The sequence below is a fragment of the Streptantibioticus cattleyicolor NRRL 8057 = DSM 46488 genome (genome assembly GCF_000240165.1).
GTDB lineage: Bacteria > Actinomycetota > Actinomycetes > Streptomycetales > Streptomycetaceae > Streptantibioticus > Streptantibioticus cattleyicolor.
In genome coordinates this window covers 1,075,387-1,089,443 of record NC_017585.1, presented here as the reverse complement: position 1 = coordinate 1,089,443, position 14,057 = coordinate 1,075,387, and the positions used below count along the sequence as shown (strand labels likewise).

The window sequence follows — 14,057 nt, the reverse complement described above, 5'->3', positions numbered from 1 at the left end:
ACCCGGCGCCCGCCGGTCCGACCGGCCCCGCACCACGCGTCACCCGCCCTCAGTTCCCGGCCCGCAGCCGGTCCGCGAGCCGGCCCGGCGCCAGCGCGGCGAGCCGGCGCACGGGCTGCTGCCGCACCGGCGGCCGGGAGACGGGGCCGGGTCGCCCGGCCGGTCCGGACTTGGGCGGAGCCGGACGCGCCGGTTCGGAACGGGCGCGTTCCGGGGTCTCGGCGGCCACGGACGCGGCCGGGCGCGCGGCCCCGTCGGTCCGCGCGGCGCCGGAGCCGGAGCCCTCCAGGGCGTTCAGCAGCGAACCGATGCGGTCCGACAACTGGGCGACCTGCCGGGTGAGCGCCGCGGTCTCCTCCGGGGCGCCGGACGGCGGCGGAGGCGGCGGGGCCGGCGGGGGCGGACCGGGCACGGTGACCACCGGGGTCGCCTGCCCGAGCACCACCGGCGGCACCCCGGCGGCACCGGCGAGGCCGAGCGCGGTCAGCAGATTGGCGGTGTTGATCAGCGCCGCCGCCGGGCTGCCCGGCAGCACCTCGACCAGCGCCTGGCGGATCCCCGACACCGCCTGCGCCACGCCCTGCAACGGGCCGGCGGCCGGCGGCCGGGACCAGTCGTCCCGCCAGGGGTCGTACTCGTCCCGGTCCAGCACCTCGTCGATGGCCTTCTTGACGCTGTCGGTCACATCTCCGATGAGGTCCTTGATGGCGGTCTGCGTGTTCTTCCTCCCCATCGGCCTGCACTTCCCTTCATCGTGGGCGTCGCGCCAGGTGGGCACCCTCACCGCTCACGTGCCGCGTTGGGGCCTTAAGCAGGTTAGGGTCGGCGGCCCCGATGGTCTGCCGTTCCGCGGCAGGTGCGTTCTTTCGGGTCATCACACAGGTCCGCGCCGAGGGGAGCGCCCGGTTGGGGCGTAAATGCAGTCACGGACGCTGTGAACGACCGTTGCCGAAGCCGGTCAGCCGAGGGGCTTGCCGAGCACCGCCTTGCGGTGGCTGAACGTCTCGATCGACCAGTGGCCGTGGTAGCGGCCCATGCCGCTCTCGCCGACGCCGCCGAACGGCAGGTCGGGGACGGTCAGATGGGCGACCGGCAGCCCGAACCCGAGGCCGCCGGAGGAGGTTTCGGCCGTCAGCCGCCGCCGCACCTCGGCGGAGTCGGTGAACGCGTAGAGCGCCAGCGGCTTCTCCCGCCCGTTGATGAACGCGATCGCCTCGTCCACCCCGGCCACCTCGACGATCGGCAGGATGGGGCCGAAGATCTCCTCCCGCATCACCGGGGCGTCGGCGGGCACCTCGGCGAGCACGGTGGGCGCGATGTACCGGGTGGCCCGGTCGTGCTCACCGCCGACGACGGTACGGCCGGAGCCGAGCAGCGCGGTCAGCCGGTCGAAGTGGCGTTCGTTGACGATGCGCCCGTACTCCGGCGAGGCGGCCGGGTCCGGTCCGTACAGGCCGCGGACCGCGTCGGCGAGCGCGGCTTCGAGGGCGCGTGCGGTGCCGGGGTCGGTGAGGACGTAGTCGGGGGCGACGCAGGTCTGCCCGGCGTTGAGGAACTTGCCGGCCGCGAGCCGGGCCGCCACGACGGCGGGGTCGGTGCCGGCGTCGACGAACGCCGGTGACTTGCCGCCGAGTTCGAGGGTGACCGGGGTCAGGTGGCGGGCGGCGGCCGTCATCACGACGCGTCCGACGGTGGCGTTGCCGGTGTACAGGATGTGGTCGAACCGCTGCTCCAGCAGCGCCGTGGTCTCCGGCACCCCGCCCTCGACCACGGCGACGGCGTCGGTGTCCAGATGGCGCGGGAGCAGCCGGGCGAGGGCGGCGGAGGTGGCCGGGGCCAGCTCGCTGGGCTTGGCGACCACGCAGTTGCCGGAGGCGAGGGCGCCGACCACAGGGGCGAGCAGCAGTTGCGCCGGGTAGTTCCACGGGGCGATCACGAGGACGACGCCCAGCGGGTCGAGGACCGTCCAGGCGGTGGCGTCGCCGAGGAAGGCGGGCACCGGGGCCGGCCGCGGCGCCAGCCACTGGTCGAGGTGGTCCAGGGTGTGGTCGATCTCGCGGACCGTGAAGTCGATCTCGGTGCGGCGCGCCTCGGCCTCGCTCTTGCCGAGGTCGGCGTGGAGGGCGGCGATCAGCTCGGCCCCCTCCTCGGTGAGCATCCGGCGCAGCCGGCGCAGCTGCTCGGTGCGCCAGGCGAGCGGGCGGGTGCGGCCGGTACGGAAGGTGGCGCGCAGCCGGGCGACCACGTCGGCGGGGGTTTCGGCGGGGGCGGGGGTCGTGCTCACGGTTGACACCATTCGCTTGAGATCATCAAGTAACAAGTTCAATGTAAAGAGCAACCATTGAGGATGTCAAGCGATCGCGGTAACCTCTCCCCGTGTCCGACACCACCCACCCCTCCCCCGCCGACCTGGTCGAACCGCTGGCCCGCACGGTCCGCGCCTACCACGACGAGCTGGCCGAGGTCGCCCAGCGCCACGGGCTCACCACGGCACAGGCCCGGGCCCTGATCGCCCTCGACCAACCGCTGTCCATGCGCGCCCTCGCCGACCACCTGGTCTGCGACGCCTCCAACGCCACCGGGCTCATCGCGCGCATGGAGGCCCGTGGCCTGGTACGCCGGGAGACCGCCCCGCACGACCGCCGCAGCAAGGTGGTGACCCCCACCGCCCCCGGCCGCGAGCTGGCCCACCGGCTCCGCTCCGACATGCACCGGCTGCACACCGCTCTCACGGCGCTCACCCCCGCCGAACGGGCCGCGCTGCTCCCGCTCCTCGACCGCCTGGGCGACCTGCTGGAGCGCTGAGCGCCAACCCCCTTGCCGTACGGGGGCGTTGCGCGCCGCACGTCCGCCGTAACGGGGCACGCGAACCGGCGCGCGCCCGCCCGGTGCCCACCGGTGTTGCCGGTTTGTGACACCAAAGGGTGGATCGTCCCCCGCGACCGGTCGTAGCGTGGCGGGGAGAACGAGACGCAACCGGACACAGCAAGCCCCCAGGCGGTGGCGACATGCGAGTTCGCAAGGTGCACGCAGCAGTCCTGATCGGTGCCGGGGCCGCGATGGCCGCGGTGACGGCCTCGGCCCCGGCCTCGGCCGCGCCGCCCTCCGGCGCCCACCCGGTCGTCCTCGACTGCGCCGACCAGGCCCGGGTCCGCCCCGGCTCCTTCCTCCTCGCCTGCGGCGACGGCAACAACTACCTCACGTCGCTGCACTGGTCCGGCTGGAGTCCCGGCTCCGCGGTGGCCACCGCACGCGACCAGGTCAACGACTGCCGCCCGTACTGCGCCGCCGGCCACTTCCACGGCTACCGCGCCACCGTGCGCCTCGACCACCCCAAGGCGTGGCCCGGCCACCCGGGCCGGTGGCACTTCACCCGGCTGACCGTCCACTACCCGGCGAACCACCCGGCCGGCACCGGCCGTGACGTGGTGTACCCGCTGTGGGGCTGAGCCCGGCTCACGGTGCCGGGCGGTGCTCCCGGGGCCATTCGACGGTGCGCACCTCGGAGCTGCCGTCCCGGCGCAGCCGCAGGATGGGGATGGCCTTGTCCACCGGGTTGCTGCCGTTGTCGCTGCCCCGGTAGTCGGCGGTGAAGCGGAGCGGCCCGGTGGAGCCGAGCACCCGGTGGGCGTCGTGGAGCGCGCCGAGTTCGGCGGCGACCGCCTCCGGCTTCGGCTGGGGCAGCGCCGTGAGCCGGATCGCCGACACCGCGGCCAGCGTCGCGTCGTAAGCCATCATCGTGTTGCCGTCGCTGAGCGGATCGCCGCGGAACAGGCCCTCGAAGGCGGTGTGGAAGACGGTGAAGCCCTGCTTGCCGTCCTGCTCGTCCTGGGGTCCGGCCGAGTTCTGCGACACGTTCCACTCGTCGGGGTGGGCGACGCCGGCGTACTCCACGGTGAGCCGGCCGTCCGCGAGGTCCTGCCTGAGCCGCGCGGTGTCCGGCAGGTTGGTCACGTCGTCACCGCTGATCAGGGTGATCGGCTTGTCCAGGCAGGCGGAGGAGAGCGCGTGCAGCAGCGTGCCGAGGTCCTGGCCGCGCCCGCCGAAGAGCACCACCGCGGGCTGGGCGGCGCAGATGTCCACCGGCATCTGGCTGATGCGGGTGTTGACCACGTCCTCCGCCTCCTGCCGGGCCTGGCCGGAGAGCCCGGGGCGGTCGCGGTCGGTGGTGTCGTAGGTCTCGGTCTGCACGATCTTCAGCGAGGAGTGCCTGCTGAGGCCGTTGAACCCGTCGACCATGGTGGCGTCGTAACTGTCGCCGCCGTTCTCGTCCTCCACCAGGACGGCCCGCCGGTACTGCGCCGCCACGTAGTCCACCGCGGCACGGGTGTTGTCGGCGTTGCCGGGGGAGACCCGGACGAAGTTCCTGATGTTGTTGAAGGTGTCGGCGGTGACGGTGGCGCCGAACACCGGTATCTGACGTGCCGTCAGACGACGTACGGTGTCCTGGGTGCCGTCCAGGCTCAGGCCGAGGCCGGAGACGGCGGCGATGTGTTCGCGGGCCGCGGCGCGCTCGATGACGTCGGCCGCCGCCGCGGACTCGTTGGCCTGGTAGCCGTCGCTGCCGATGAGCAGGCGGATGTAGGGGGAGATGCCTTCGACGCTGTGCCGGTTGGTGTAGTACTGCGCGGTGAAGGCACCCTTGACCTGCTCGACCGCGTTGGTCATCGACATGATGCTGCCCTTGTCGGAGGAGATCGGCAGCAGCAGCACCACGCTGGCGTAGTTGTGCGGATGGTCCCGGACGACCTGCTCGTCCTCCTCGCGGATGCGCCGCTCGACGTCGCCGAGGGCGGAGTCGAAGACGAAGGCGCCGTCCGTGATCCCGATGCACTCCCCGCCGGCCCCCCGGTGGGTGACGTCCGTCGCCCCCGACCGCATGCACGGCGGATCCAGCAGCTCGGTCACCGGGCCGTACAGCCCGTAGCAGGCCCCGCCGAGCGCGAGCACGCACAGCAGCACCACGGTCGCCCTGGCCCGGGACGGCAGATTGCCGAACCATCGGCGGACGAAGGCCAACGGACGTGGCGGCACGTTCACCCCTCCCACAGGCTTTGCAGGGCGCGGTGCTGGGCGGACCGGCGGAAGAGCACGTCGCTGTCGTCGGCGCTCAGCGCGGCCAGGTAGTCGTACTCGTTGGCGATCAGCTGCGCGAGCCGGTGGAACGGGTCGAAGCACCGGTCGTGGTGGAGCCAGCGCGCGACGGTGAGCCGGGTGAGGATGCGTTCGCGGTCGCCGGGGTCGGCGGCGCCGGCCAGTGTGGTGACGAAGCCGCGCGGATCCCTCGTGGTGCGCAGCCGGGTGGGGGCGGCGGTGATCCGGTCGAGCACCGCCAGCCACTCCTCCCGGCCGGTGTCCTCGTCGTCGAAGCGCTTGGCCAGGTGTCCGACGACCTGGGCGAGCGCCGTGGGGTCGGACGGTTCCGCCCGGGCCAGTGTGTGGTGCTGGTGGAGGACGGTGTCGCCGTGGCGGGAGTAGTGGACCGCGTAGCCTTCGTGGACGTCGCGCCACAGCCGCGGTCGCCGGGCGAGCCGGCGGCGCAGCAGCAGCGCGGCGAGCGGGTGCACGCGGGAGGCCGCACCGCCCGGGTCCTCCTCCAGCCACAGCGCGGCGGCGAGCCGCTGCCGGGCCTCGGTGGCGTCCGCGGCGTCCCAGCCGAGGTAGGCCAGGGTGGCGGTGCAGGCGGCGGGGCGCAGCCCGGGGGTGGCCGCCAGCACGGCCATGGTGTCGAGCAGCGGGTCGTCCTCGCCGTCGGCGGTGGCCTCCGGCGCGGTGGCGAAGTCGGCGCCGAGGGTGCGGGCCAGCAGATGGTCCTCGACGGTCGGCTCGTCGTCGCCGTCGCCGTCGTCGCCCGGGTCGTCGGCGGCCCAGTGGTCCGGGAGCTGGTGGGCGGGGGGTAACGGGGTGTCGAGGAGGCGGCGGGGGTCGAAGGGCTGCCGGCCGAAGATCGCCAGCAGGGTGGCGAGCCGGTCGGTGGCCGCCGGGTGGCCGCCGGTGAGGGCGTGGAGGAAGTCGGCGTCGCGGGAGCCGCTGCCGAGCACGCTGCTGCGGCACACCTCCGCCACGTCGCGTTCGCCGAGGTCGGTGAGGCGGACCGGGTACCACCAGGTGGGGTGGTCGTCGTCGGGGCCGGCCGGGTCGCGGGCGGGCAGGACCAGCCGCTCGTCGGTGGCGGCGACCGGCTCGCCGGTACGGCGGCGTACCCGGCCGCGCTGGACGGCCACGATCACCGCGGGGTCGGGCAGGGCGCGGGCGCGGTGGTCGTCGCGGCGGCATTCGGCGAGGAGTTCCAGGAACAGCTCGCCCGCCCGGCCGCCGGTGTTGTCGAGCAGCAGCAGGCAGTTGGCGGGGCGCCGGCCGTGGACCACGGTGACGTCGTGGAAGTCGGAGCGCAGGTCGGCGAGGAAGGCGGCGCACAGGGTCTTGCCCACCTTGCGGGCGGCGGCGGGCAGTTGCTGGTGGTGCCAGCCGTACAGCTCCCACAGCGGGTCGTACTCGGTGCCGCCGCTGGATATGCCGTTGCCGGCGTACCAGCGCAGGATCCGCGCGTCGCGGCGCCCCCGGATGCCGGACAGCAGGCCGCCCAGCGCGCGCACGGCGGCGGTCATCAGCAGTTGCCGGCCGGGCGAGTTGAGCAGCGGGGCCGCCCGGTCGGCCCAGTCGTACAGCGCCGACATCACCGCCGCGTCCCGGCGTCCGGCGCGCAGGTATGCCTCGAAGGCCACCCGTCCGCCGCCGTCGTCGACGAAGCTCAGCGCCTTGAACGCCATCCGCAGCCGCGGGAAGTCGATCGGCCGGATCCCCGGTACCCGGCGGCCGAGGCCCTGCATGGTGGCGAGCACGATGTCCTCGACGCCCTGCGCGGCGGACAGGTCCAGGCGGGCGCCGAGCGCGCGGAGGGAGAACTCCTCCCACAGCTCGGCCAGGAGCGCGCTGCCGCCGCTGCCGCGCGGGCCGGTCAGCAGCAGAATGGGCAGCGGCCGTCGCGGGCCGCCGTCACGGCGCAGCGCGTGGTCGACGAAGTCGACGATCCGCCTGCGGCCGTACAGCCTGGCGCCGCTCATCCCCCGTGTCCTTCACCCCGGTCCGGTGCTCTTCACTGCGGTGATGATAGTGCGTCAGACCGGGACGGGAAGGGGGAACGGGGAAACCCGGTCGCCGTAGGCGACTGGAAGATCACGCTCCGCCCCGGGCGGCTCAGGCCGGTTCCGGGCGCCCGAAGAGCAGGTCGTACCCGGGCGGCAACTGGACGAGCACCCGGCGCGTCAGCTCCGGCCCGGCGGCGTCGGCGACCACGCTGAGCACGGCGCCCACGTCCCACCGGGCGGTCTGCGCGGTGGCCCCCTCGATCCAGGCGGCGACCGCCGAGAGGAAGGCGTCCGGCGCGAGCGGTTCGGCCGCGGGCGCCGTGTCGAGCAGGACGTGTGCCATCGGGTCCGGCAGCCGCTGGGCGAGCTCGGCGCGCTCCGAGCCCACCAGATGGGTGCCGAGCAGGGCCAGCACCACCCGGGCGCAGCGCTCCGCCTCCTGGTCGGACGCGTACTCGCCGCGCTCCCGCACGCGCTCCAGGAACGTGTCCCACGCCGGCGTCATGACCTCCACCCCTTTCGTACGAGGACCCGTGCGGACGCCTTCCCAGGAAGCGGCGGGATACCCCACGGCCACGGCGCCGGGGACGCCGGCTTCCCCGCTGGTCGACAAGGGCCAGATGGTCGACAACCCCGACGAGCCCGATCCGCTGCTGCGGCTCGGGCTGCACCGGTTGCCCGCCGACCGCTACCCGCGGCCGCGGGCCACCGCTCCGCTGCTCGCCACGCACGACCGCGGTGACGAGTTCGAACGCGGGCTGCTCACGCTGCCGCGCGCGCTGCGCACCCCGTGACCCGGGGGCCGGCGGAGCCTACGCGCCGCGCGCCACGGTGCGGTCCGGCTCCGCCGTGTCCTGGGTCTCCGCCGGGATGCCCCGCCAGTCGGTGTCCCGGGTGAGGTGTTCGCCCTTCATCACCAGCGACAGCGCGCCCAGCCGTACGCCGGCGCCGACCACGGAGTCGTACAGCACCACCGAGCGGGCGCCGACGCTCGCCCCGGGGCCCACGGTGACCTGGGACATCTTCATGACGCGGTCCTCGAACAGATGGGTCTGGAGCGAGACCGCGAACCCCACCGCCGCGTCGTCGCCCACCCGCACCAGGTCGAACTCGGTCAGGTAGGTCGTGCCCAGCCACACCCGCCGCCCGATCCGGGCCCCGAACCCGCGCAGCGCCACCGGCAGGAACGGGGTCCCGGTCAGCAGCCCCAGCCCGGCCGGGACCGCGGCGGCCTCGTACAGCCCGGTGACGAACTCGGTACGCCGTACGAACCAGCTCCACAGCGGCTCGACCCGGGCCCGGTAGCCGCCGACGACCAGCCACTTGAGCAGCGCGCAGCAGGCGATGACGAGCGTCCCGGCCGCCATCGCCGCGACCGGGGCGGCGACGACCGCGACCCTCGTCCCGGCCGCCCGGGCCGTCGCCCCCACCGCCAGCAGCGTGCCGTAGACGGCGGCGGCCAGCAGCGTCGCGGGCAGCGTGACCCGGCACCACTCGACGGCCAGCCGCTGGAGCACCGCCCACCGCGACGGCCGGAACGTCAGCTCCTCGGGGAACGCGCCGCTGCCCTGCCGCACCGGCAGCCGGATCGCCGGCGACCCCAGCCACGAGGTGCCCGCCGCCACCCCGTCCGGCGGCGGCACCGTGCCCACCCCGATCAGCGAGCCGGGCCCGGTCCTGGTGCCGGCCGGCAGGTACGCGGCGTTGCCGACGAACGCCCGCCGTCCGACCTCGGTGGGCCCGAACGCCATCCGCCCGCCGGCGAACGCGGCGCACCCGACGCTCGCCATGTCCGCCACGAAACTGCCGTCCCGCAGCGTCAGCAGATCCGGATCGAGGTGCGACGCGGTGGACACCTCGGCCCAGCGGCCGACCCGGGCCCCGAGCAGCCGCAGCCACGGCACCGTGTAGAGCGTCGCGTACAGCGGGTTGGTGTACGCCAGGCTCATCTCCAGCAGCTTGTCGCACACCCACTTGCGCACCCCCAGGTACGAGCGCACCGGGTGCACCCCCACCGGCGACCTGGGCAGCACCAGCCGCCTGCCGGACGCCACCACGCCGCAGACGGTCAGCACGAACAGCGGCCCGGCCGGCACCGCGGCCACCAGCGCCCGGCCGGCCCCCAAGGTCAGCGCCGCCCACCAGAACAGCGCCAGGCTCGGCACGATCGTCAGCAGGGCGGCGGCCTCCAGCAGCACCAGGGCGGTCAGCGCCGCTGCCGCCGGTCCCGGGCGCCATCCCGGCGGGGCCGGTTCGCGCAGCATCGACTCCACCGCGGGGGCGAGGGCGTCCACCGGCACCGGTGGCGATCCGGCGCGGCGCGCCCCGGCGGGTACGCTCTCGCCGGGTCCGAGGACGGACTGCTCGGCGAGGCCGCCGCCGGGCCCGACCCGTGCCCCGGGTTCCAGGACGCTGCCGGCGCCCACGTAGGCCCCGGCGCCGATCTCGATCGGGGCGACGACGACCTGGCCGTCCGCCACCCGCCACGGCCGCAGCACGGCACCGTAGCCGACCGAGGCACCCGCCCCGATCCGCAGCATGGCCGGCAGTGTCACCGCGCCCGAGGCGATCTGCGTGCCCGGGCCGATCCGGGCGCCGAGCAGCCGCAGGTACCCCGCCATCATCGGCGACCCGCTCAGCACCGGCAGCGGGGCCACTCCCAGCAGTCGGTCCGCCGTCCACAGCCGCAGGTAGACCGCGCCCCACAACGGGTACCGTCCCGCGCCGACACCAGCCGTCAACGCCCTTACCAGCAACGGCGGAACGAGCCAGCGCACGCCGAGGTAACCGGCGAACACCGCGCCCGTCACCCCCACCGCCTCCCCGGCCGCCAACGTGCCGCCGGACCGTCCGTAGGCCCACGCCACCGGACACGTCAACAGCGCGAGCAGCAGCCAGACGACACCGGCCTGGACGGCTCCGGCGGCGGCGACCCGCCCGGAGCCGGGGCGTTGCCGCGCCTCCCGGTGGCGCACGGGGACCCCGGCACGTCCTTCGAGGTGGCCGGCGAGCGCGCGGACCGTCGGGTGGGCGTACAGGTCGCGCAGCGCGGGGCCGCCGCCGACGCCCGCCTCGCGCAGCGCGGAGACGGCACGGGCGGCGAGCAGCGAGTGGCCGCCGAGGTCGGTGAAGAAGTCGGCGTCGGCCGGGAGCGACTCCCCCGGTACGCCGAGCATCTGGGCCCACACGTCGCGGATCCGGGTCTCCAGCGGGCCTTCGGCGGCGGCCACGGGTCCGGTGCCGAAGGGTCCGCGGCGGGTGGGTTCGGGCAGCGCGCGGCGGTCCACCTTGCCGCTGGGCATGGTCGGGAAGGCGTCGAGCACGTCGATGGAGGCGGGCACCATGTACGGCGGCAGCCGGTCCCGCAGCCGGGCGCGGAGCCGGGCCGCCAGCGCCTCGTCGGCCGCGGTGGCGCCCGGCGCGCGCCGGACGTAGGCGGACAACCGGTCGCCGCCGTCCCCGTCGGGCGGTTGGCGCACGGTGGTGACGGCGTCGGCCACCTCGTGGTCCTCGCGCAGCACGCCGTCGATCTCGCCCAGGTCGACCCGGTAGCCGCGGATCTTCACCTCGTCGTCGGCGCGGCCCAGGTACTCGATCTCGCCGTCCGGGGTGGTCCGTCCGAGGTCGCCGGTGCGGTAGAGGCGTCCGTCGCCGGGGGCGGCCGGGTGGCGGATGAAGCGGTCGGCCGTGAGGTCGGGGCGGCCGAGGTAGCCGCGGGCGACGCCGGGGCCGCCGACGCAGATCTCGCCGACCGCGCCGTCGGCCACCGGACGGCGCCGTTCGTCCAGCAGCACCACGGTGCAGGTGGGCAGCGGGCGGCCGATGGTCACCGGGCGGCCGGGGCGCAGTTCGGCGCAGGTGGCGGTGACGGTGGCCTCGGTGGGCCCGTAGGTGTTGAGGATGCGGCGGCCCGGTCTGCTCCACCGTTCCACCAGCCGGGGCGGGCACGCCTCGCCGCCCACCACGAGGGTGCGGACGGCGGGCAGTTCGCGGGGGATCGTGGCCAGCAGCGTGGGTACGCAGTAGAGCACGGTGATCCGGCGCGCGGTGAGGGAGTCGGCGAGCTCGGCGCCGAACCGGGCCGCTCCGTCCTCCCCCGCGACGAGCGTGGCGCCCACCGCCCAGGTGGGCCAGATCTCCTCGACGGAGAAGTCGAAGGAGACGGTCATGCCCTGGTGCACCCGGTCGTCGGGGCGCACCCCGTACACCCCGGGCACCACGTCCAGGAAGTTGACGATGCTCGACTGGGCGATCGCCACGCCCTTGGGCCGGCCGCTGGAGCCGGAGGTGTACATCACGTACGCCAGCGGATCGTCGTCGCCGGACGGGGGCGGGGGCGGGCGGGTGGCCGGCTGCGCGGCGATCTCGTCGGCGTGCGCGTCCAGGGCGGTCACCGGGGCCGGCAGCGTGCCCGGGGGCGGGGCGAGGGCCGAGGTGGTCAGCACCGTCCCGGCGCCGCAGTCCGCGACGAGGTGGGCGACCCGGTCCGGTGGCGAGGCGGGGTCGACCGGGACGAGCACGGCCCCGGCCTTGCCGACGGCCAGGAGCGCGGCGTACAGGTCGGGGGAGCGCGGCAGCAGCACGGCGACCCGGGGCTGTTCGCCGAGGCCGAGTCCGCGCAGGAAGTGGGCGAGACGGTTGGCGCGGGCGTCCAGCCGGGCGTAGCTGAACCGTTCCTCGCCGCACTCCAGCGCCGTCGCCGAGGGGGTGCGGTCGCAGGTCCGCTCGAAGACGTGGTGCATCCGGGGCGGAGCTGGGTTGTCCATGCCGAGTTTCCCTCACCGCTGGAACGGCCGGTGCGGGGCGCCGGCGCGAGGCGGCGCGTCACCGCATCCCAGCGTAGGCGCGGTGCCCCCGTCACGCATCGCGGCGGCGGCCGGGGTCACGGGTGGCCGTGCGGGGCGGTGGCGCGGGCGACGAGCACCGTGGTGTCGTCCTGGTCGTCGCCGTGCAGGGTCCGAAGGAGCAGGTCGCACAGGTCCTCCGGGCCGGCCGGCGGGTCGTCCAGGGTGCGCAGCAGCGCGTGCAGGCGGGCGTCGATGGGCTGGTCGCGCGTCTCCACCAGGCCGTCGGTGTAGAGCACCAGCCGGTCCCCGGGGCGCAGGGTGATCGGCACGGTGTGGAAGCGGATGCCGCCGACCCCCAGGGGCGCCCCGGTGGGCAGGTCGAGCAGCCGGGCGGGTTCGCCGGTGCGCAGCAGTACGGGCGGCAGGTGGCCGGCGGTGGCGAGGTGGCAGGTGGTCTCGTGGGGGTCGTAGGCGGCCAGTACGCAGGTGGCGATGTCGTGTTCCAGCCCGGTGGCGTGTTCGTCGACGTGTTGCAGGACGTGGGCCGGGTCCAGCCCGAGGGCGGCCAGCATCCGGATGGCGGTGCGCAGTTGGCCCATGGTGGCGGCGGCGGGGATGCCGTTGCCCATCACGTCCCCGATGACCAGGGTGGTGCGGTCGTGCGGTGCGGGGATCACGTCGAACCAGTCGCCGCCCACGTCGCAGGCGGCCCGGGCGGGGCGGTAGCGGGCGGCGATGCGCAGTCCGGTGCGGCGCGGCGGCCGGTGCGGCAGCAGATGGCGCTGGAGGGCGAGGGCGGCGTGGCGCTGGTCCTGGTAGCCGCGGGCGTTGTCCAGGCAGACGGCGGCGCGGGAGGCGAGTTCCTCGGCGAGGGTGAGGTCGTCGCGGTCGAAGGGGCGCGGGGTGCGTGACCGGACGAGGTCGAGGGCGCCGAGGGTGTGGCCGCGGGCGGTGAGCGGTACGACGAGCCGGGCGCCGGCGCCGGGCCGCGGCGGCAGCGGCTCGCGTACCGGACGGCCGGTGGTCAGGCAGCGGGCGACCAGCGGGTCGGGGGCGCCGGCTGCCGCCCGGGTGTCGTCGGCGGTGGAGGGCGCGCCGACGGTGGCGGCGGGGTGGAACGCCGGACGGTCCGGGCGTCCGCCCGCCGGGTGGGCGGCCCCGGTGACCTGGTCGAGGACGTCGACGGTGGCGGTGTCGGCGAGTTCGGGCACGCAGAACTCGGCGAGTTCGCGGGCGGTGGTCTCCACGTCGAGGGTGGTGCCGATGTGTTTGGAGGCGTCGGCGACGAGGGCGAGCTGGCGCCGGGCGCGGGCGGCCTGGGCGGCGGAGCGGTGCTGCTCGGTGACGTCCACCACCACGACGGCGAGCCCCAGCACGTTGCCGGCCGGGTCCTCCAGGCAGTGGTACGACACCCGCCAGGCGCGTTCGGTGCCGGGGTCGGCGGGGGTGCGGCCGGTGACGGACTCGTCGACCACCGGGCGGCCGGTGGCCAGCACCTGGCGCATGGTGTCCTCGATCGCCTCGGTGTCGAGGAATGGCAGCACGTCACGGACGTGGCGGCCGACGTGCGCCTCGGCGGGGAGTCCGTTGAGCCGTTCCAGGGCCGGGTTGACGGTGACGAAGCGCAGCCCGGTGTCGAGCACGCCCACCCCCATCGGGGTCTGCGCGATCAGCCGGACGGCCACCGCGAGATCGCGTTCCACCCGGCGCAGCGTGGAGCGGTCGGTGGCCAGGCCCAGCGCGAAGTGGCCGCCGTTACGGTCCTCCAGCCGCATGTTGCGGAACTCGGCGAGCCGCGTCGACCCGTCCCGGCGGCGCACCGGGAAGACCCCGGCCCACGGCCCGCCACCCTCCATGACCTGCGCGAACAGATCGATCACCAGCTCCAGGTGGCGCTCGTCGACGAGCAGCCGGGCGGCGTACTCGCCGAGCGCCTCCTCGGCGGAGTAACCGAACAGCTCCTCCGCCTGCGGGCTCCACAGCACGATGCGCCCGGCCTCGTCCAGCACCACCGCGGCGACCGCGAGCACGTCCAGCAGCGCGCCGGGCGGTGACGGGCCGGCCGGCGCCCGCCGCGGATCGTCGGTCCAGAACGCGTCGCTCATCTGCCGCCCCCGGGGACGGAGCGCCTGGTCATGTCTCCATGGTCGCGCCAGAGCGGGGTGGCGGGGACCCTCTCCTT

The 14,057-nt window shown here is 75.2% G+C and carries 10 protein-coding genes; 3 read left to right on the top strand and 7 right to left on the bottom strand.

Annotation, left to right across the window (positions count from 1 at the left end; translation table 11 throughout):
• Positions 1 to 49: 49 nt before the first annotated feature.
• Positions 50 to 733: a hypothetical protein gene (locus SCATT_RS32565; protein ID WP_014151096.1), complete on the bottom strand. Its 684-nt coding sequence runs from the start codon at positions 731 to 733 to the stop codon at positions 50 to 52.
• 225 nt (positions 734 to 958) lie between these two features.
• On the bottom strand, positions 959 to 2,296 hold the full coding sequence (locus SCATT_RS32560; RefSeq protein ID WP_014626984.1) for an aldehyde dehydrogenase family protein: 1,338 nt from the start codon (positions 2,294 to 2,296) through the stop codon (positions 959 to 961).
• An 80-nt stretch (positions 2,297 to 2,376) separates the two neighbouring features.
• Here SCATT_RS32560 and SCATT_RS32555 point away from each other — a divergent pair, with 80 nt between their 5' ends.
• Positions 2,377 to 2,805, top strand: coding sequence for a MarR family winged helix-turn-helix transcriptional regulator (locus tag SCATT_RS32555; RefSeq protein WP_014151098.1), 429 nt, complete (start codon positions 2,377 to 2,379; stop codon positions 2,803 to 2,805).
• Positions 2,806 to 3,008: 203 nt separating this feature from the next.
• Complete coding sequence (locus SCATT_RS32550; protein ID WP_014151099.1) at positions 3,009 to 3,449, top strand: hypothetical protein; 441 nt, start codon at positions 3,009 to 3,011, stop codon at positions 3,447 to 3,449.
• Positions 3,450 to 3,456: 7 nt separating this feature from the next.
• Here SCATT_RS32550 and SCATT_RS32545 read toward each other — a convergent pair whose 3' ends face one another.
• The 3 genes from SCATT_RS32545 to SCATT_RS32535 all read right to left on the bottom strand — a co-directional run bounded on the left by SCATT_RS32545 (position 3,457) and on the right by SCATT_RS32535 (position 7,593).
• Positions 3,457 to 5,034 (bottom strand): ABC transporter substrate-binding protein, encoded by a 1,578-nt coding sequence (locus SCATT_RS32545; RefSeq protein ID WP_014626983.1) that lies wholly within the window; start codon positions 5,032 to 5,034, stop codon positions 3,457 to 3,459.
• 2 nt (positions 5,035 to 5,036) lie between these two features.
• Positions 5,037 to 7,064 carry a P-loop NTPase family protein gene (locus SCATT_RS32540; protein ID WP_014151101.1) on the bottom strand — a complete coding sequence of 676 codons (2,028 nt, stop codon included), beginning with the start codon at positions 7,062 to 7,064 and terminating at the stop codon, positions 5,037 to 5,039.
• Positions 7,065 to 7,197: 133 nt separating this feature from the next.
• Positions 7,198 to 7,593 (bottom strand): DUF2267 domain-containing protein, encoded by a 396-nt coding sequence (locus SCATT_RS32535; RefSeq protein WP_014151102.1) that lies wholly within the window; start codon positions 7,591 to 7,593, stop codon positions 7,198 to 7,200.
• A 28-nt stretch (positions 7,594 to 7,621) separates the two neighbouring features.
• Here SCATT_RS32535 and SCATT_RS32530 point away from each other — a divergent pair, with 28 nt between their 5' ends.
• Positions 7,622 to 7,882 (top strand): hypothetical protein, encoded by a 261-nt coding sequence (locus SCATT_RS32530; RefSeq protein ID WP_014626982.1) that lies wholly within the window; start codon positions 7,622 to 7,624, stop codon positions 7,880 to 7,882.
• A gap of 18 nt (positions 7,883 to 7,900) precedes the next feature.
• On the opposite strand, the gene SCATT_RS32525 is transcribed toward SCATT_RS32530, so the two are convergent.
• Both SCATT_RS32525 and SCATT_RS32520 read right to left on the bottom strand, forming a co-directional pair.
• Positions 7,901 to 11,854 (bottom strand): Pls/PosA family non-ribosomal peptide synthetase, encoded by a 3,954-nt coding sequence (locus SCATT_RS32525; RefSeq protein ID WP_014626980.1) that lies wholly within the window; start codon positions 11,852 to 11,854, stop codon positions 7,901 to 7,903.
• A 116-nt stretch (positions 11,855 to 11,970) separates the two neighbouring features.
• A complete protein-coding gene (locus SCATT_RS32520; RefSeq protein ID WP_014151105.1) occupies positions 11,971 to 13,980 on the bottom strand; it encodes a SpoIIE family protein phosphatase in 2,010 nt (669 codons plus the stop codon).
• Between the last annotated feature and the right edge of the window lie 77 nt (positions 13,981 to 14,057).

Bases quoted from the DNA above. Each gene is read 5' to 3' on its own strand.
- SCATT_RS32565 (WP_014151096.1), bottom strand. From the start codon at position 733: ATGGGGAGGAAGAACACGCAGACCGCCATCAAGGACCTCATCGGAGAT.
- SCATT_RS32560 (WP_014626984.1), bottom strand. From the start codon at position 2,296: ATGGTGTCAACCGTGAGCACGACCCCCGCCCCCGCCGAAACCCCCGCC.
- SCATT_RS32550 (WP_014151099.1), top strand. From the start codon at position 3,009: ATGCGAGTTCGCAAGGTGCACGCAGCAGTCCTGATCGGTGCCGGGGCC.
- SCATT_RS32540 (WP_014151101.1), bottom strand. From the start codon at position 7,064: ATGAGCGGCGCCAGGCTGTACGGCCGCAGGCGGATCGTCGACTTCGTC.
- SCATT_RS32535 (WP_014151102.1), bottom strand. From the start codon at position 7,593: ATGACGCCGGCGTGGGACACGTTCCTGGAGCGCGTGCGGGAGCGCGGC.
- SCATT_RS32525 (WP_014626980.1), bottom strand. From the start codon at position 11,854: ATGGACAACCCAGCTCCGCCCCGGATGCACCACGTCTTCGAGCGGACC.
- SCATT_RS32520 (WP_014151105.1), bottom strand. From the start codon at position 13,980: ATGAGCGACGCGTTCTGGACCGACGATCCGCGGCGGGCGCCGGCCGGC.